This is a genomic window from Jeotgalibaca sp. MA1X17-3, from assembly GCF_021513155.1.
Lineage (GTDB): Bacteria > Bacillota > Bacilli > Lactobacillales > Aerococcaceae > Jeotgalibaca.
Window position 1 is genome coordinate 1,715,715 of sequence record NZ_CP090983.1, and the last position, 18,144, is coordinate 1,733,858.

18 protein-coding genes, 1 pseudogene and 1 other annotated feature are annotated in these 18,144 nt (G+C 37.2%); of the genes and pseudogenes, 1 reads left to right on the forward strand and 18 read right to left on the reverse strand.

The window, feature by feature from the left end:
• Positions 1–39 precede the first annotated feature (39 nt).
• The 8 genes and pseudogenes from LZ578_RS08515 to LZ578_RS08545 all read right to left on the reverse strand — a co-directional run.
• Positions 40–717, reverse strand: a complete 678-nt coding sequence (locus LZ578_RS08515; protein ID WP_235144750.1) for an amino acid ABC transporter ATP-binding protein — start codon at positions 715–717, stop codon at positions 40–42.
• 11 nt (positions 718–728) lie between these two features.
• Positions 729–1,364, reverse strand: coding sequence for an amino acid ABC transporter permease (locus LZ578_RS08520; protein ID WP_235144751.1), 636 nt, complete (start codon positions 1,362–1,364; stop codon positions 729–731).
• A 63-nt stretch (positions 1,365–1,427) separates the two neighbouring features.
• Complete coding sequence (locus LZ578_RS08525; RefSeq protein WP_235144752.1) at positions 1,428–2,225, reverse strand: amino acid ABC transporter substrate-binding protein; 798 nt, start codon at positions 2,223–2,225, stop codon at positions 1,428–1,430.
• Between the two features lie 124 nt (positions 2,226–2,349).
• Positions 2,350–2,605: a binding site (T-box leader), on the reverse strand.
• Between the two features lie 71 nt (positions 2,606–2,676).
• Positions 2,677–3,063: a rod shape-determining protein MreD gene (gene mreD / locus LZ578_RS08530; RefSeq protein ID WP_311198618.1), complete on the reverse strand. Its 387-nt coding sequence runs from the start codon at positions 3,061–3,063 to the stop codon at positions 2,677–2,679.
• Between the two features lie 10 nt (positions 3,064–3,073).
• Entirely contained in the window at positions 3,074–3,199 is a 126-nt protein-coding gene (locus LZ578_RS12515; protein ID WP_255763843.1) for a hypothetical protein, read from the reverse strand.
• Positions 3,200–3,201: 2 nt separating this feature from the next.
• The gene (mreC, locus tag LZ578_RS08535; RefSeq protein WP_235144753.1) at positions 3,202–4,047 is read right to left on the reverse strand and encodes a rod shape-determining protein MreC; all 846 of its coding nucleotides are present in this window, start codon (positions 4,045–4,047) and stop codon (positions 3,202–3,204) included.
• A 237-nt stretch (positions 4,048–4,284) separates the two neighbouring features.
• Positions 4,285–4,485, reverse strand: a complete 201-nt coding sequence (locus LZ578_RS08540; protein WP_235144754.1) for a cold-shock protein — start codon at positions 4,483–4,485, stop codon at positions 4,285–4,287.
• A 149-nt stretch (positions 4,486–4,634) separates the two neighbouring features.
• Positions 4,635–4,862, reverse strand: a pseudogene (locus tag LZ578_RS08545) (JAB domain-containing protein); the annotation flags it as partial.
• A gap of 104 nt (positions 4,863–4,966) precedes the next feature.
• Here LZ578_RS08545 and LZ578_RS08550 point away from each other — a divergent pair.
• Entirely contained in the window at positions 4,967–5,317 is a 351-nt protein-coding gene (locus LZ578_RS08550) for a hypothetical protein (RefSeq protein WP_235144755.1), read from the forward strand.
• Positions 5,318–5,358: 41 nt separating this feature from the next.
• Here LZ578_RS08550 and LZ578_RS08555 read toward each other — a convergent pair whose 3' ends face one another.
• The 10 genes from LZ578_RS08555 to LZ578_RS08600 all read right to left on the reverse strand — a co-directional run bounded on the left by LZ578_RS08555 (position 5,359) and on the right by LZ578_RS08600 (position 18,143).
• Positions 5,359–5,769 (reverse strand): hypothetical protein, encoded by a 411-nt coding sequence (locus LZ578_RS08555; protein WP_235144756.1) that lies wholly within the window; start codon positions 5,767–5,769, stop codon positions 5,359–5,361.
• Positions 5,759–6,187 carry a hypothetical protein gene (locus LZ578_RS08560; protein ID WP_235144757.1) on the reverse strand — a complete coding sequence of 143 codons (429 nt, stop codon included), beginning with the start codon at positions 6,185–6,187 and terminating at the stop codon, positions 5,759–5,761. Before LZ578_RS08560 ends, LZ578_RS08555 begins: the two co-directional genes overlap by 11 nt.
• A 103-nt stretch (positions 6,188–6,290) precedes the next feature.
• Positions 6,291–7,127, reverse strand: a complete 837-nt coding sequence (locus LZ578_RS08565) for an N-acetylmuramoyl-L-alanine amidase (protein WP_235144758.1) — start codon at positions 7,125–7,127, stop codon at positions 6,291–6,293.
• A gap of 4 nt (positions 7,128–7,131) precedes the next feature.
• A complete protein-coding gene (locus tag LZ578_RS08570) occupies positions 7,132–7,404 on the reverse strand; it encodes a hypothetical protein (protein ID WP_235144759.1) in 273 nt (90 codons plus the stop codon).
• The gene (locus LZ578_RS08575; RefSeq protein ID WP_235144760.1) at positions 7,385–7,729 is read right to left on the reverse strand and encodes a hypothetical protein; all 345 of its coding nucleotides are present in this window, start codon (positions 7,727–7,729) and stop codon (positions 7,385–7,387) included. The genes LZ578_RS08570 and LZ578_RS08575 overlap by 20 nt, the downstream gene beginning before the upstream one ends.
• 57 nt (positions 7,730–7,786) lie before the next feature.
• On the reverse strand, positions 7,787–8,053 hold the full coding sequence (locus LZ578_RS08580) for a hypothetical protein (RefSeq protein WP_235144761.1): 267 nt from the start codon (positions 8,051–8,053) through the stop codon (positions 7,787–7,789).
• A gap of 1 nt (position 8,054) precedes the next feature.
• Positions 8,055–8,492, reverse strand: coding sequence for a DUF1617 family protein (locus tag LZ578_RS08585; protein ID WP_235144762.1), 438 nt, complete (start codon positions 8,490–8,492; stop codon positions 8,055–8,057).
• Positions 8,489–13,237, reverse strand: a complete 4,749-nt coding sequence (locus LZ578_RS08590; RefSeq protein ID WP_235144763.1) for a tail fiber domain-containing protein — start codon at positions 13,235–13,237, stop codon at positions 8,489–8,491. Before LZ578_RS08590 ends, LZ578_RS08585 begins: the two co-directional genes overlap by 4 nt.
• On the reverse strand, positions 13,238–13,948 hold the full coding sequence (locus LZ578_RS08595; RefSeq protein ID WP_235144764.1) for a hypothetical protein: 711 nt from the start codon (positions 13,946–13,948) through the stop codon (positions 13,238–13,240).
• Complete coding sequence (locus LZ578_RS08600; protein ID WP_235144765.1) at positions 13,941–18,143, reverse strand: phage tail tape measure protein; 4,203 nt, start codon at positions 18,141–18,143, stop codon at positions 13,941–13,943. The genes LZ578_RS08595 and LZ578_RS08600 overlap by 8 nt, the downstream gene beginning before the upstream one ends.
• Position 18,144: the final 1 nt, after the last annotated feature.

An 18,144-nucleotide genomic window follows, 5' to 3' on the forward strand; every position in this document is an offset into this window, starting at 1 on the left:
GAAAAAAGAGATTTCTCTTTTCTTGCTTCCTTTCTATCTTTAATTTTGAATAAATTCATCTGATGAGATCACTCGCGTTGCATACTTCTTACCAAAATCTATATCATGCGTAACAATTAAAATACCTGTGCCTGTAGAAGCAATTTCTTGAATTAATTTACCAATACTATCTGCAGATTCTCGGTCTAACGCAGAGGTAGGTTCATCAAAACATAAAATTTTGGGACTCAACATCATTGCTCGCGCAATCGCTACTCTTTGTTTTTGTCCACCAGATAATGTAGAGGGCATTTTATTTATTTGATCTTTAATTTTCATATTATTTAAAAGAAGTTCTGCTTTTTCAATCAATTCCTTTTTTGTACCTAATTTCTGTGCTAAAGGTGCTTCCAAAAGATTCTCTAAAACAGTTAAGTTAGGAAATAAGGCATAATTTTGAAAGACCATGCCAATTTTATTTTGGTAATTCCGTTGCTCTTTTTTAGACGTGTACTTCGCCTTATCATCTTGATCTTTACACAAAAAGTTTTCCTCAATAACAATCGTACCTTTTTCTGCTTGTTCCAAGTTATTAAGAAGACGCATCAAGGTTGTTTTCCCAGTACCTGACTTCCCTGTTAGAACCACTATTTCTCTAGCATCAATTGATAATGAGAAATTTTGGATAACAGATGTATGATGATAATTTTTTGATAGATGATTTGCTTGTAATAACATACTCTGCCTCCTTAATACTTTCTCTTTGTTTCAAAGTAATTCAATGCGATCGTAATGATTCCTGTAATTAATAAGTATAAAGTTGCGACTCCTAAAAATGGAATGAGGGACGCATAAGTATTCGCCGCAATTTGTCCTGCTCGTAACAATTCTCCGATTCCTAAAATATATACTAAGGAAGTATCCTTAACGAGAGATATTACTTCATTCCCTACAGAAGGAAGCACAATTCGAAAAACTTGAGGGGTGATAATTCGTAAAAACCCACGTACTTTTCCGATTCCGAGAACGGCTATTGATTCGAATTGCTCTTCTGGAACCGCCATAATACCTCCTCGGAAGATTTCAGCATAGTAAGCAGCATAGTTAATAATAAACGCTAGTGTTGCAGCTGTAAACCGATCCAGTGTAATGCCTACAAAAGGAAGACCGAAGAAGAAGAACATCAACTGTAGAAGGAGAGGAGTTCCTCTCATCACAAAAATATAAACTTGTACGATAAAACCAATCCATTTTGGTCCAAATATCCGAATAAGGGCTATTAAGAACCCTAAAGGGATACTGGTTATTCCTACAATGAAAAAGATTTTCAGTGTAGTAGTAAATCCATCTAATAAAGATGGCCAAATTAAGCTAAGTAATTCCATTCTTCTCCCTCTTCCCTTTTAAAGTTCCTTACATTTAAGATGATGATTTATCTAAACTATTTTTTATTCAGCAAACCAGTTATTATAAATATCTTCATATTCATCTGATTCTTTAATTTGTTTTAATGCATCGTTGATTGCATCTTGAAGTTCTGTATCTTCTTTTCTCATTCCTACTCCGTATTCCTCTTCACCAAAGTTATCATCTAATACTTTATATTTCTCATTTCCTTTTTCCTTCATGATGTATCGTCCTAGAACCTCATCAACGACGATTGCTTGGCTTCTACCACTATCTAAGTCATTAAACACATCAACAAAGGTAGGATACAGAACGGCCTCTCCACCATCAAATTTATCAACAATTCCAGTTTCATCCGCAGCCAAAGCATCTAGTGTAGCTGAACTTTGTTGAGTCGCCACTACTGCTCCTTCTAAATCTTCTTTCGTGTTAATATCACTATCGACTAACGTAACAATAATTTGTTTATTATCTAAGTATGCATCACTAAAGGCTACTTTTTCTTTTCGTTCTTCTGTAATACTATAACCATTCCAGATCAAATCAATATTTCCAGCATTTAATTCTGTCTCTTTCATTACCCAGTCAATTGCTTGAAAGGTAAAATCTACTCCTAATATCTCGCCAGTTGCTGCTGCAAGTTCTACGTCAAAACCAACAATATCTCCGTTTGTATCTTTAAAGCTCATAGGAGCAAACGTATCATCAATTCCTACTACGTATGTTTCTTTCAATCCACTCTCTGCACTTGAAAGGTTTGTTTCTTCTTGATTGCTGCTGTTCCCACAAGCTCCTAACATTGTTACTGCTGCTGTTAATAAAAATAGACGTTTTTTCATTTTCATTTCCCCCTGATGGTTTTTTGTAGTTTCGTTCCCTATTGAAATGGAATAGATTTCGCCGGTATTTTATTGGCTGCAGTCCAATAAAAAAAGCCCTTTAACCCCCCAAATATATGGGAGATTAAAGGACGATAGCTTTTTGCTTCGTGGTTCCACCTTTATTTATATTGACCTCTCGGACAATATCTCAATACGTTCAATCATTCTAAACGTTTGTGCGTTAACGGGCACACCCGAGTTCACTTACTCGCGAATTATTTCTTTTCAGTGACCTTGCTCTGAGATGTGTGTTCACCTTCTTGTACCACTTGTTTTCACCAACCACAAGCTCTCTACCGATACCAATGAAAGTTACTTTTTCTCTTCTTCGCATTTCTTTTAGATAAAATTATCATAACACAGGTTTTTGAGATTGCAAGTAAAAACTTAATAAATTCTCATTTTCCTTTTACTTATACATCCATTGACTTAGCTTATAAAAAGGATAATAAAAAATAATCAAGAAAATAAGATTTAATAATAAGGTTGGCCCAAGTTTTTCAATTAAGAATCTACCAAAAGAAAGATCGACCATTCCGATAAATTGATACATCACATAAATGAATGTTTCGAGATAAATAAGTGAAGTCGCATAAAGTAATACCATTACACCAGGAGTTATTTCTAAATGATTTTGTACTTTTTTTAATAGATAAATAAAAGTCGCTAAACCAGCTGCGTAAATACCAATAATCCCTGAATAATAACTATCATAAGCAACTCCAAATAACAACGCATAAAGAAAAACAGATTGTTTTGGAAAAAAGAAGTAGATAAAACTAATACCAACAGTAATAAACGAGGTGTCAAAACATAATTCTGACTAATAAACTGGCAGAAAATAAATTCATCACAATCCCATCTAATAAAAGGGCAAAAAATAGCAACAAAGGAATTAAATATGCATGGTTTACTGTACGATTTTTCGACATGACTAGTCCCCCTTGCTTTGCCGTACGATTACTGTCACATAACGAATATCATACATATTTCCAGCTGGCTTAATCAACACTTCTTGAAAGAGTCCAAACTCATCCATTTTCACTTCCTCAACAGTTCCAATCAGTAAGGAACTCGGCGAGACGCCTCCTAGTCCAGAAGTTACAACTTGACTACCTGTCTCAATTTCTTTTGTAGGATCAATTTCAGACATAATAAATAATTTTTTATCATGATTATATCCATCAATAATGCCATGTATTGATTCTTTTGGATTTTGAATTTCTGCAGAAACACGATTAGCGATATCATTAGGAGTAGAAAGTAAAAGTACTTTAGCCATGGTTGGACTTACTTCTGATACTCGCCCAATTAATCCATTTCCAGACATTACCGACATATCAACTTGAATTCCATCGTTACTCCCTTTATCAATTACGATTAAATCAATCCAATTATCTGGATTTCGAGCAATAACCGTACTACTAATTTTTTTGAATTCTGTTAGATTGTTATTCAAGACTAATTCTTGTTTCATATTTTGGTTTTCTTGTTCCAAAGCATAAATTTTTGCCTGCATCTCATCCATCGCATCCACTTTCTTTTTCAAAGCTTGATTTTCTTCAAAGGTGTGAACCAAATGGTCGACAGAATCTACAAAACTTGAAACCGTTTCTGCTGGCTTAGAAAGAATAGAGGTTGAAATACCAGCCATATCATTTATAAATAGCTGGGGGATCGAAGCTTCTTCTCGATTTCGAGAAATAGCAATTGTGCTAATAAAAACAATAACTGATATAAGTAATACGATCATCCTTTTATTATTAAAAAATTGATTCACCTTACACCCTCATTTCCTTTCCGTTATAGCTGTCTTCTAAAGAATATTTTGCAACCATTTTTTAGAAATTACTTTATGAATTACAATATATTTTACCATAAATCTAATGGGTAAAAAGGGGTAGGAGGAAATCTACTCTATTTATTTTTCATTTAAAAAATAAAATGGAAAAAGCTGGAACAAATTAATGTCCCAGCCGTCTTCATATCTATTTTTAGGTTAAAGGTTAACGAGAAATTAGATCTTTTCTACGTTAGCAGCTTGTGGTCCACGGTTTCCGTCAGTAATGTCGAAAGAAACTTCTTGACCTTCTTCTAAAGCTTTGAATCCGTCTCCGTTAATTGCTGAGAAGTGTACGAATACATCGTCTCCGTTTTCGCGCTCGATAAATCCAAATCCTTTTTCTGAGTTAAACCATTTTACTTTACCATTTTCCATGAAAAATTCCTCCTCGTGCTGTTGCACATATGTATTGTTGTGATTGCAAGTAGTACGATCAGAATGTTCATGACATAATTTTCTTTCCCTTACAAAAGCACTCCCTTAGTATAATACAACATTCATAATAAAGCAAATCTTTTTTGCATTTAAATTATACCGTACTCTTTTAGGCTTAGAAACGTATCGGATCCAATGATAAAATGATCTAATAAATCAATGCCCATCATCTCACCGCACTCCACCATTCTACGAGTAAAAACTAAATCTGCTTCCGATGGTTCAGGATTTCCAGATGGATGGTTGTGCGCAATAATGATACGTGCGGCAGAATAACGTACTGCTTCTCGAAATATTTCTCGCGGGTGAGCAACCGATATAGCCTGTATGAGTTACGATGAAAAAATAAAACTATAAAAAGATACTACCAAATGGTAGAATTTACAGTATGCTTACTAACTTATTATGTGGGAGGACAGATATGGAAGAACAAAACGAAACGATTAATATAGCGATATCAATAAAAAGGGAAAATTTGTTGCGGCTACAGAACCTTGCCCTGCACTATCAAACCTCTCCTGAAGCAATTATCAACCGATTGTTAGAAGAACATATCAGGATGGTGAACACTTCGGTTATGGAAACCAATAAATACAATGCCTTTACACGTTCCTTCTATAGATATACGCAAGATGAGTTGAAAATATTGGGAGATAGCACGTATACAGAAGAGGACGAGAGATTGTATAAAGTGTTTGAGGCATTGATTGATCATGCGTTTGATAATAAGATGTTACTTTCGGAGTTGTACCAGGTGCATAAGAAGGCATAAAAAATAAGCCTACCTCAATGAAGAGAGTAGGCTTCTGTTCGTTAGACTATTGAAAAATAAGCAATAATAACTGAGACGATTGCTATACCAGTTCCGACAATCCATTTAATATTTTCTTTGCGTTCTTTCTGCAATTCTATTTTTTGTTCTAAAAATAAATTTTTCATTTTTTCTTCCATTGTTTCAAACTTACCATTTAAAGTTGTTTGAAGGGTATCAATTTTACCTTCTAGAGGCTGAATCGCTACTTTAATCTTTAAATCTATTTTATCTTCTAGTCGTTCCAAGTCTTTCTCCGTTACATAAGATTGAGGCATGTTTTTTTCCTCCTCTATTTTTATAGGTTCATTTTGCGTTGCGTTTGGATTTATCGTTAACTTACTCAAAGGTCCTTGTGATGTTAAAAAATCGTTTTTAAGTATAGTTATATTTGACTCTTGATTATTCTCCATGAGCGTAATCTCCACGTAGTTCAAACTCAATGTAGGTAGAGATGCTATCGAGGCCTGTCCCATTTAAATCTTTTAGCATAAAGACCGCTCTGTACCTACCAACTTCGGTAACAGAAAGAGGCATTTCTATTTGTACGGTACTTGAGGCTCTATCCTCTTTTGGTTGACGAGATAAGTTTTCTTCTTCTAATTTAAAATTTACATCACTGTTATGGAGTGTTCTTCCAACCTCATTCTCCAACTTTATATTTATAGTGTATTTCTTAGAGATAAATAACTCAAATAGAACAGCTTTAAAATAAATGACATAGTTACAAGGTAATTCATCAAAAGTAAAAACTACAATAGGGTTTCCAAGTGTTGCCCGTTCATTAGAAACAGGATATAAATAACTAATTTTTTCTAGAAAATCCTCCATAAACTACACCTCTTCGAAATTCATTACCTTCATTATGCATGAAAAAAACGAAAAGGTGAACTATTAAAAAGTTTGCCCTCCACTAATAGAGTAGAATTTTACTTTATTTCTTTTCTTGGTAAATTTCATTGGAACGAATGGAAAGGAAGTTGTTACTGTGTATATACCCTTCGTATTTTGTACCCTTGTCGATTAATAGCCACACACTATTTCCTTCTTTATCGTGTTCTCCGTATGCATAGAAGGAAGCCTTAATGGAACTTTTCTTCGATTTTGTATTTACATACTCCCCATCAAAGTTTGGTATTTTGTATACATTTGCATTTCTAAAGTTCGATAACATGATCATTCTTTCTTCGACCTCCACTTTCACCGGTTTTTTATTTTCATTTAGATTGATTTCTTCCACTGTTTTCCCTAAAGACATATAATGTTTCACTTTGGCGATAAAGTAGTCTTTGACGCTATTGACGGAGCGTCCGTGTAATTTCCATGAACGGTGTGGGCAACTGGTATCAGCAAACTCTTTATGTAATCTGATTGTTTGACGATTCGGTTTCAATCCATAGAAATGGAAATCCTCTGCAACTTGTTTCAATACTGCATTTTCATTCAAGATAAACGTTGCATCATCTACTTTCACATACTGTTCATCATAGGACTCACATACTTCATATCCCAATGCCCACGTATTCCCTGTTGCATTTCCAGCATGATAGGCACGCATGAATGTATCTTCACATCGGAGCATGGCATGTCTATTTCCATAATAATGTGCAAATCCTAATTCAGAATCGCCACGATCATACCTACGCTGCAACCATTCCGCATATGCTTCTGGTGTCATGGCTCCATAATCGTTATGGATAATTGCCATCGTCGGATTTGCTCCTCTTGCTCCTGCAATTCCTTTAAAGATACTCTTATTGATAGTTTCCATTTACCTATTCCCCTTTCGTCTGCTTAACAGATTCGAACGCTCCAACACTTGCGAAACCACTTAATATACCCATTAAAACACTCTCAACAAGTGGGTAATCTCTCAAGTAAGCAACTGCTCCAAAGAGTGCCACACCTACCAAAATAGCTGTTAAAATAACCTCTATCTTCTCAATGCCTGTATTTTCTTTAATCTTATTGGTTATTCCACTAACAATTGGTGCAGATGCCAGTGCCACTATTACCATTTGCATAATTTCATTTTCCATTTCTTCCATCCTTTCGCCAATCTTCTAAAACAGTGATTCTGATTTCATGGTTATCTACAATATCTTCTTGCACATCTATCTTTCCATGAATAATTTTCCTATCTGCTTGACTATCTTCCAATAGATGATTTAATCGGTCAATAGCAGTAGTGAGTGGTGTAATACTATCTTGCATATTTCGATTGTTTTCATTTTGCATTTTTTGTGCAATGCTATTGTACGGATCAGTTATATACTTTTTATAAAAACCAATAATCAATCGTACTACTCCAGTAGCAGCACTTGACACTGCTCCTAGTTTTAATATGAAGTCTACCCAATCGACATCTGGCATGGTTCACGTCCTTTCTAAAAAAGTAAAAGCACCCTGTTGAAAGAGTGCTTTATTTTGTTATTCGACTACGGTGCGTGTGATTTCTTCTTTCACAACGGAATATGTGAATGGTTTTCCAAAAATAACCGCCATTTGATTCTGCAAGCTAGCCACACCTTGTACCATCTCTAGTTCATCAAATTTAGTAGCTTGGTTCACGTTTTCTACGGTTGTTAGACTGTTATTGTATTCATTGTAGAATACCGCTTGTTTCCGTTCTTCTTCGCCACCTGTGTTCGCTTGTACCAAAATGTATTTTACTTGTACTCCTGTTAGTTCGTTCATATTATAATTCCTCCTCAGTTTGTGTTTGTGCATTTTCCCAGATATCCAATAAGCGATCATATCGGTTCGCTTCAATACCCGATAACTCCATATCAAAATCTTCTGAATCAAGATGTTCAAACAGTGGTTGAAAGTTTGAAGAATATTCTCCTGTTTCGATTGCCACTTCTTCTGCGAATAACTCTTGAACCTGCTCGTTTAGTGCTTCCATATCAAAAACCTTGTACTGTTCATTCTCAATAATCGGTTCGCCTTGTTCGTCCTTTTCGGAATGTTCTTTTACGAGTTCCACTCGTTCTTCTTCTAACTCTTGTGTGATGGTTGATAGATTTTTAATCAACTTGTTTCTCAATCGACTAATCTTGTTTTTTAAAACCAATCCTTGTAAAAATTCCACCAGTGGTTTGGCTTCTTGTTTTTGTAACACCATTTTTTTCATGCGACTAACTCCTCCAGTTCTGTTATTCGTTTCTTCAAGTTTTTAATTTCTAGTTCGTGTTGGTTGACGAATGTGTGAACACAATTCACTTTGGAATCTAGTTCCTGTATTCCTAATGTATTTAACATTCTATGTTTCATACCATCAAGACCGTAATAGCCATCTTCCCCCACAACCGCTAGGAATGGACTATCTTGTGCAATTAGTCCGAGTTGAACCCCACCTACTCCATTTTTCCATGTGAAGTCTACAAGGGTTAGTTTGTTAATTTCTTTTAACCCTTGTGTCGTGGTTGTTTGTAGTATATTCTTCCATCTTCTATCAGACGATTCAGTTACCTTGTACCCTGGCATCATTTCAATGTTTCCATAACTTCTCGTATTGGCATATCCGACTTGTAGCGTTTTATAAATATTACCAGTTGATGGGTTGGATGCACCCAATGACAGCCTTCCATAAGTCGACCAAACAGAATTTTCATAACCTGAAACATCCTGAACATCCGTAATTGCCTTTCCATTCATTGATAAATCTTTGTGAACTTTCACATACCCTAAACTTTCGTCACCCTGTGTTGTCCCTTTATACTCTAGCGAGATATAAGGGTTAACAGAGGCGTTAGGGTTTGAGATTAAATAGTCGCTAAATCGTCCAATGAATAGTTTCTCCGCCCTTGCTACCGCTATCGATCCACGTTGTTTTCCTTCCCCAACGATTGGATGAGCGCCAACGTTTAGCGTGGCAACTCCATCTGTATCACGGAAGTACAGTCGTCCGTTACGCATATAACTTTGAGAACCATCCATCCCTCCAGCACGACTGATAAACTCACCACCAGAAGTCATGCTTGCAGTAATTCCACTTGAATCTGTGGCAGTAATACCAGTGCTATCAATTTGAACTTGTGTGGAAATACCGTTCCAACTTGATTTCACAAAATCAGAAGTGTTTCCGACTAGCTTGCTTACATTCAAGTTAATAATATTCACGTTTGAAGCGTTCAACGTTCCTGTTGTAATCCTATCAGCGCTAATATCAATCGCCTTTATACTGTTGATGAAAGCAGTCTTAGCAGTCAATTGTTCTACCAATGCAGTAGTTGCGAACAAATTATCAATCATGGCGCTATCTGCTTTCACATGAGTTGACGTGACACTGTTGGTTACTAGCACCTGAGAACGAATAGACGTGATATTTGCAGTGATTGCAGAAAGTGTGTTCACGTTCAATTTGTTCACATACGCATTGGTCATCTGGACATCACCATCGAGAATAATTTTCTTCCCTTGGACCAATGCGCCTTCTTCTGACAAGTTTATTTGAGCGATCAGTGTATTTTTATCCGCCACATCTTCAGGAGCCGGTGTCCATTCGGTCCATGTGTCGTTGTTTTCTACTTTCACATTCCCTCGTAATAATCGTGATACCCGAATGTGCGTGACACCTGACGGTACTACTAATTTTCCAACGCTCTTTGAGATTAATTTCCTTTCGATAAATACTACCGAAGTTGATAAATCGTACAAACCTACTCGGAATGTGTCTAGCGAACCTTCATGATCTTTGAAACAAACCGTTTCGCCAGCGTACACTCGAATATAGTGAGATGTTCCGTAACCAGTAAATGCAGATAATGTTCCATCTGAGCTTAGAACAAAGTCTTTTGTTTCGGTTGATGTTATATATAAGTTCCGTTTATCCAAAGAGTTGATTCGCAAGTTAAAGCTATTCGCGGTTTGTGTGAAGCGAGTTTCCATTTGTTCGCTTGTAACCTTATTTTGAATGGCGTTCGCTAATTGTGTAACCTGTGATTGTTCTGCCTTGTTTGCAACTGTTGTCTGCATTCCGTCAATCGTTGCAACTATGGTTGTATATTTGTCTAATGTCGTAACGTCTTCAGGAGCAGGTGTCCATTCGGATAATACCGAGCTTCTCTCTACTTTTACTTTACTTCCTGATTGTTTACTTACTCGAATATGTGTAACATCACTAGGAATAACCAGTTTCCCATCGTTTACAGAAACTCCCACTCGCCTTTTGAAGTCGGTTGATGTGTTTAAATCATACTGGCTAACCCTAAACGTATCTAGCGAACCACTATGCACTTGAAAGGTGTATGTTTCACCAGCATAAACTCGGATGAAGTTAGATGTACTGTAAAAACTATTTAATTCTGTACCACCTGTTGAATCTAACACACGTCCAACTTGTTCCGTAGAATCAACGTACAAGTTTCGAGCGTCCAAACTGTCCACTTTAGAACTTAGTTGTGTAATGGATGTGGTAAAACCGTTAGCTGTTTGCGTAAGTTTCGTTTCATTGACATACTGTTTTCCTGTGAGTATATCCTCCACATCCACTGAGCTAACTTTAGATGTTATGGCGTTTGTGTTTAGTAAAATTTGAGCAGCGTTTGTGGAAACTTTTTTGTCTACTGTGTTCACGCTTGTTTGACTTGCTTTTAATGCAATAGCATCCGACTGAACATTGAGCGTTGCCGTGTTTGAATCTACTTTTCCGTTCAAAAGGTCTACAAAAGATTGGCTTGCTTTTAATTTAATTGCACTTGCATTGGTGCTGATAGAAGTTTTATTTGTCGCCACCGTGCCACTCAACGTGTCCACTTCTGTTTGGTTAGCTTTTAATGCAATTTGATTCTTATTTTGCGTTATGGAAGTATCGTGTGTACTAACACGACTATTTAATGTATCAAAAACAGATTGGCTAACTTTTTGGGCAAGTTCTCCATTGATATTTGTGATACTCACCTTGATATCTTCGGGAGCTTGTGTGTAGCCAGATGGAACTGTGCCTTTTTCAATCTTTGATGGTCCTTTTGACGATATGCTTGCTCGAATATGAGAAACACCTGACGGTACTGTATACGTCCCACCGTCTTTACTAATGGAAACCCTCTCGATAAAGTCGCTTGTGTACGCATCGTATGAGGATATTCTAAACGCATCAAGCACTCCGCTATAATCTTGGAACACATACGTTTCCCCAGCGTACACTCGAATGTAGTCAGATGTGTTATAAAAGTCATTCGTGACTAAAATACCCTCAACGTTTATAACACGATTCTTTAACTCGGTAGATTCAAGATACAAGTTTCTTCCATCTAGGCTTTCAAAACTTTTCAACGCTAGTTGTGCATTGGTAATCGCTCTATTTGCATCCCCTTGTGCTGCTTCCGTTCCTAAAAAGGCGCTTTCCGCTTGGCTTAGAGCTTGTGTCGCCTTCGTGCTATTCTCTTTTACGCTAACAAGACCTTCTGTCAAGTCTTTGAAACCAGAACTCGTGATTGCATTTTCGATTTCTGCCTGTGTTTCGTCCGCCTTTTTAGATATACCGTTAATTTCTTCTTGTTGTGCGTTCAGACTGCCTTCAAAAATCACTTTTTGTTCAGAAACCAATCGTTCGGCTTCCAGGACTGCGTCATCATGTGCTTTGATGGCGTCCTGTTTCGCTTGGTCGGCGGTTGCTTGGGCTTGTTCCACTTCTTGCTTACTTGCAAACCTAATCGGAATCCATTCGCCGTCTTGATAAATTCTTAATTCAATTTCATTTGGACGTTCCCATTCGAAGTAAAACCATTGATCTCCATTAATAGGATTTGGTACTGGATGTGGTCCCCAAGCGTTCCGATTTTTCCCGTTTGCAGCCATTCCAACATATGCGATATTATTTTTTATTTGTTCCAATTCTTTGTCAGTCGTATCAATAATGCTTCCTGTAATGGTATTGAGAAAGGAATCTTTCCAGTCACCTAAAGTAACACTGTAATAGGTAGCCCTTATTGGATCATAATCATATCCTACACAACGAATAATCTCGTCTACATCATGGACTAAATATTTAAGGACTAAATCATCCCCATAATTTATTTCAGTGCCATCAATGATATTAGTCGAGACCCTTATCGTTCGTTTTGGCTTATCAATGTTTTGAGTGTTGTATTTTAATTTCACCCAATCAATTAATTCAGCTTCTGTATGACAGTCGTTGTTCATATAAGATTTTTCATAAACTTGTGCGTACTCGTCAAGCAACGGACTATCTACAGTTACGGAAATAGTGGTATCCTCTTCTCTACCTTCGGCACGAAATGTACTCGTAGCATGAATTCGAGTAGCCATTCCTCTCATAGTGGATTCATCTTCAAATTCAGAAATGTTTTTCTTTTCATACAAAAGTGCATCAGTTTTTTCTCCCAATCGCTTAATCATCCGAATGTCAAACCCGTTTAACATTAGTTCGCTATCCCAACGTTTAGTAATACGATTTAGAATTTCCAAAGCATTATGATTGAGAGTATTATCATCTTCATCATTCGTAGAAAAATCATGCAGTTCTGTTACAGGGGAATCTAATGTAAAGGTACCAAGTGAAGATTTAAATGAATTTTGAAAACTTTGAATAACTTGTTTCCCATTTGCTTTTTTTAGCTTAAAAGGGTTCACTTGCTTATTGTCAAAGTCATACATCAGTTGTACGGCCATGATTTCCAAGTATGTATCTCGTTTCCAGGTATCATATACACGGAATTGATTTCGTCCTTCAGGAGTTAAAGCACTTATAATCATTTCTTTGTGTATCGTTTTATATTGTTCCTCTTTATCAAGAAGAAGTTTAAAAGATAAATAAAAACCTTCGTATCGTACGACATGTTCATCATAAGAATGACGAATAGGATCACCATTAGTTGTAAAATCAGAAGCATGTTTGCCATAAAGATAGAGCAATCAAGACCACCCCCAACGGTTGAGAATTTGAATGTTTGTTATACCAGGACTTTTTGAAACAGCATGTTCTCCCGGAACAACTTCAAAAAAAGGACCGCGCACCTGACTATTAATACTTTTGCCAGCTCCCGTTTGAACATCTTGTAAACCGTGTTTACATTCTACTGTTACAGTTCCCATGATCCCTTTTGTGAAGGTCATTTTTTGATTACCAATCTGAACGAATAAACTAGAATTAGCATTTCCAGTGAGTGTCAGTTTTGGATACATGGGAGCATTTGTATGATTAACGATACTGTTACCTAATACACCTGTTGTTTCAGATTCATATTCAAACGGTTCACATGTAAAGGTTACAGTGACCGTGTATCCATTAAATTCATCCAATGGTTCAGAATCGAATAAGGCATTTACGAATATATAACGAATATCTGGATCATCAGAAGGAGTAAACCATCCCGTATAACCAATAAACGCTTTGAGTTTACGTACGTCATTCTTTGTCGCTTCGTGTAAATAGAAACGATATGCTTTTGTGACAGCTTTCCATGCTTCCACGGTTTGAATGGCTACCCCGTTCGCCATTTCCAAATCGTAATATTTGTTCTTCTTTTCCGCACGAGTAGGTGCTGAGTTTTCTTCTACACCACAAAAAAATGGAAGGTCACCTGTAGACCGTCCATTAATTATTAGTTCATTATATTTAGGCATAGGTCCCTTCCTTTCCTTTGTTAAATAAATGGTTGAGCTTTGTATTAAGTGTTAATTTATCTTCAACTGCATTGACTAATTTTGCAATATCTTGTTCTTCGCGAATAACTGGATTGTTTATTTCTAATATAAGTTTTATAGGACTTGCAAACTCATTTTGATTCCCATACCCAACTCCACCTGCATATCTTGGAATTTGTTTTTTTGTTAAAGAAGCTTTCAATACTTTTGCCCCTCTGGGAGCGTCAGGGATGAGCACGTTTCGTCCCTTAGGAATAAATGACCTACCATCTGGAAAAGAAACTAACTCTTCAAACAGCGGTCCTTTTTGGTCATTCACCATCATATCCCCGCCTCGATGAAAATTAGTACCAGCAGAGTACCCGATAGGAGCAGCACCACTGACGATATTATCCATAAAGGAACGATGGTACGTATCTACATAAGTACTTACAATTTTCCCGTTAATGCCATCTAGCGAATTTCGAGCGTTTCCTACAACAGTTTCAACATCACTCGTTGCATGTAGATGTTTCGGACCAGGATGAACGTTCTGATTGTAATTACTGATCCTTCCTTCAACCGTACTAATTTTTGATACAACATTTTGATTTTCACCAAGAAGTTTCTTTAAGTCTGGGCCTACTTTGTTGTAATCTTCTAACGCCTTTTGAGATTCATTAAACGTTAGAGTAGAAGGATCTTCTGCTAACAGTTTTTTCAATTCTGGTGGTAGTTGATTGTATTCAGCTAACGCAGTTTCTGATTGAGAAATAGCGTTTAGTATTTCAAAGTTGTCTGCATCAAAGTCTTTTATTTCTGCTTGGTACTCGTCCCACAACCCTAAATCGAGCATGGTTTGAGCCATCACTTCAGGAGTATTAGAGTACAAGAAGGCATTCTTTTCAGGGAGGCTTAATTCGTCCCATTTACCTGTTTCTTCTAAAGCTTTATACATGGTTGTAGAAAATTCATCTTGTAGGACTGCTTCTTTATCTTCCCAAGACATCCCATCCCACCAACCATTGGCAATGGCAGCTTCCCCTATCATTCGTTTTGCGTTGGAGTCAAGGTCAGCATTTTGTAGTTGGAATCTCATTTCATTCCATTTTGCAGAATCCTTACCTGCTTCAATAATTACTTCTCTAACATTACTTTTTACTTCACCTGTTTTAGGATCCAAAATAATATTATTCCATGTTTGACCCGCATGAGTGGCTTCGTCGCCCATCCATTTCAGCTTTTCTGCATTACGTTCTGCTGCAGCTGCTATTTCTCCTGAAAGGGAACGTGCACCTTCAACTATCTTCTGATTACTAGATAGCATTTCTTTAGCGGTCTCTGATGATGCGTCCACTAATTGTCCATTTGCAAAGAAAACTTCCTCTAATAACTCTGGATACTTTTCTGCAATAGTAGCAAGTTGTTGGTCAATACCATCCGTTGTAGCTTTGTTTGCTTTGTCCCACATTTTTTCATGTTCATTTAAAGCTTCATCGCTATAGCCTAACTCCTTCAATGCATCTAAGTAATCTTTCTTTTGTTCTGCATAATGATTTTTTTGTTCTGCTCTTTGCTTTCCTAAGTTCTGTGCCCAAATACGAGCTTCTTCTTGAGAGGATTTTTCAACATCGCCATTCATCGCATCCAGTATAGTTTGCTTTTCTTGTTGAGATATTTTTAAGGTGTTTATATACGCTTCGGATGATTCTTGATTAATATTTTTAATGATAGATGCCTCTAAAATACTTAGCTCTCGATTATGAGTTGATGCATTTTCTCTTATCTCAGCTATTCGAGCGTTATTCTCTTCTACGATTGCTAAGGAAGATTCTGCTTGCTTCTTATCTTCCTCTAGAATCTTAGCCAATGATGTTTTTACCGTATCCGGTAGCCCTTCAATTAATTCATCCAGTTTAGAGATACGATCCTTTAAGCTACTTTCGATAACTTCTCCCATACTGGCAAAATTCGCAGACATTTCTTCCGTGTTTCCACTTACCCCTTGTGCCATGAGATTAAATTGACCGGTAGCGGAATCACTAAATCCTTTAATTTCATTTAGTGTATTACCTACTGTTTCGCCAACATCTGTACCCCATTCTTTCGTACGTTGAGCAGAGTTCCAAGCATCTTCTCCCCAAACTTTCCAAGCAGTATACCCAAGTAATGCGGCTCCTGCAATACCTAGCACCACAGGCAACCCACCAATGACTGATGTCAATGTACCTACTTGTGTAGAAGAAGTTGTTGCACCAGTTGCAATGGTACTAAACACTGTACTGGTATCTCCTATTAGTTTAGGAGTAGTCATTTTCCCAATCCATTGAACAAGAGATCCTACTCCTTGACTTGCTGTTCCTAAACCACCCGTTATATTTCCCAACATGGAAAGAACAGGTCCACCTGCCAATGCAAATAACCCCAACTTAATAACCGCTTGTTGAGATTCTTCATCCATTTCAGAGAACCTTCTTGCTAGATCTCCAGCACCTTCAATAAGAGGTTGTGCCGCCGTTAATCCATCTCGTAAAGCATCAACTAAAGGTCCACCAAATTCAATGGCTGTATCTGTTACTTGGTTTTTTAGGATTCTTAATTTAGATTCAGTCGTTTCATATCGCTTGCTTGCTTCTTCTGTTAGAGCTGTATTTTCTTCAAATGCTCTACTAGATGTTCCTACAGCATCTGCAAACAATTCGCTAGCGTTCCCTGCACGAAGCAAAGCATCGCGTAAACGTACTTCCTTAATACCCATTTCATCTAATAATTCAATAGCGGTTGTTCCTTTTTCTTCCGCTTTTCCTAATCCTTGAACAAAAGCACCAATGGCACCAACTGCATCCGTTTCGAAAGCAGTTTTGAAATCTGCTGCACTCATCCCTGCAATGTTTGCAAAATCTTCTAAATCTTGGCCACCTTGAGAAGCGGCTAATTGCATGTTCACCATCACTTTACTAAAAGCAGAACCTCCAGCTTCAGCTTCTATTCCAACAGAACTTAATGCTGTTGAAAGACCCAAAATATCTGATTCACTTAATCCAATTTGTGAACCTGCACCAGCTAATCGTAACGCCATTGCTACAATTTCACCTTCTGTAGTAGCAAAGTTATTCCCTAAATCAACGATAGCAGAACCTAAATTAGAAAATTTGTCTTGACTGAGTCCGGTTATGTTTGCGAAACGAGCTAAAGCAGTTGCTGCTTCAGTCGCGCCCATATTCGTGGATTCTCCTAAATCAATCATGGTTTTAGAAAAGGTTAAGACATTTTCCGTTTGTATTCCTAATTGACCAGCAGATTCAGCTACTGCTGATATTTCTGTAGTCGTTGCCGGCAATTTTTTAGCCATATCACGAATTCCTTGAGATAAATCTGCATAAGAAATAACTAATTTACCGTTGCTATCATATACTTCATCAACTGTTTTCTTTACCCCAGCAAATGCACTCTCAAAATCAATGGAAGCTTTTATTGCGGCAGTTCCTCCTAAAAGCAAAGGAACGGTTAAGAACTTGGTTGCAAAAGAACCTACACCCTTCATGACATCTCCGGTACGTGTTAAAGTGTCGCCAAGGGTCCTATACTTATCTGCAGTGTCCGCTAATCGTCCACCCGCATTCCTGTATTCTTCATGTAGCTTTTGCGCTTCATTCCGTAATTTTTGACTTGCTAGTTCCGCTTGATTCAGCGAAAAAGGAATATTTTTTAATTCTTTGTCTGTAGAAGCAAATGACTTCTCTAAAGATTTTACTTCATCACCAAGTAGCTTTGTTTCAGCCTTCGAATCTTGATAGGCTTTTTTAGCCTCCTGAGTTGCTTCGTGATTCCGTCCTAATGCTTGGCTCATTTGTTCGTAATTATTCTTTAAACGTTCCGTTTTATTGGCAGAATCTTGATAAGCCGCATTGGTTGTCTTTAAACTTTTACTCAACTGATTTTGAATCCCTGGTAATTCTTTTTGACGACTGGCCAATACTTTTGTTTTACCTGTTGCCGCTTCGATTCGCTTTGAATAATTATCCATCTCATTTGTGTACGTTGCTTGGCGACTAGCCTGTGTGCCTAATTGAGCGACTGCCAATTTCGATTCTTGTGCTAACAAACGCATCTCACGATTGATATCGGTAATGCCCGCCTTATAAGCCGCTTGTCCTTCAATCGTTAAGCTAATTCCTGCTTTTCTTAATGCCATC

Bases quoted from the DNA above. Each gene is read 5' to 3' on its own strand.
- LZ578_RS08515 (WP_235144750.1), bottom strand. From the start codon at position 717: ATGTTATTACAAGCAAATCATCTATCAAAAAATTATCATCATACATCT.
- LZ578_RS08520 (WP_235144751.1), bottom strand. From the start codon at position 1,364: ATGGAATTACTTAGCTTAATTTGGCCATCTTTATTAGATGGATTTACT.
- LZ578_RS08525 (WP_235144752.1), bottom strand. From the start codon at position 2,225: ATGAAAAAACGTCTATTTTTATTAACAGCAGCAGTAACAATGTTAGGA.
- LZ578_RS12515 (WP_255763843.1), bottom strand. From the start codon at position 3,199: ATGTCGAAAAATCGTACAGTAAACCATGCATATTTAATTCCTTTGTTG.
- LZ578_RS08540 (WP_235144754.1), bottom strand. From the start codon at position 4,485: ATGGAAAATGGTAAAGTAAAATGGTTTAACTCAGAAAAAGGATTTGGA.
- LZ578_RS08550 (WP_235144755.1), top strand. From the start codon at position 4,967: ATGGAAGAACAAAACGAAACGATTAATATAGCGATATCAATAAAAAGG.
- LZ578_RS08555 (WP_235144756.1), bottom strand. From the start codon at position 5,769: ATGGAGAATAATCAAGAGTCAAATATAACTATACTTAAAAACGATTTT.
- LZ578_RS08560 (WP_235144757.1), bottom strand. From the start codon at position 6,187: ATGGAGGATTTTCTAGAAAAAATTAGTTATTTATATCCTGTTTCTAAT.
- LZ578_RS08565 (WP_235144758.1), bottom strand. From the start codon at position 7,127: ATGGAAACTATCAATAAGAGTATCTTTAAAGGAATTGCAGGAGCAAGA.
- LZ578_RS08570 (WP_235144759.1), bottom strand. From the start codon at position 7,404: ATGGAAGAAATGGAAAATGAAATTATGCAAATGGTAATAGTGGCACTG.
- LZ578_RS08575 (WP_235144760.1), bottom strand. From the start codon at position 7,729: ATGCCAGATGTCGATTGGGTAGACTTCATATTAAAACTAGGAGCAGTG.
- LZ578_RS08580 (WP_235144761.1), bottom strand. From the start codon at position 8,053: ATGAACGAACTAACAGGAGTACAAGTAAAATACATTTTGGTACAAGCG.
- LZ578_RS08585 (WP_235144762.1), bottom strand. From the start codon at position 8,492: ATGAAAAAAATGGTGTTACAAAAACAAGAAGCCAAACCACTGGTGGAA.
- LZ578_RS08595 (WP_235144764.1), bottom strand. From the start codon at position 13,948: ATGCCTAAATATAATGAACTAATAATTAATGGACGGTCTACAGGTGAC.
- LZ578_RS08600 (WP_235144765.1), bottom strand. From the start codon at position 18,143: ATGGCATTAAGAAAAGCAGGAATTAGCTTAACGATTGAAGGACAAGCG.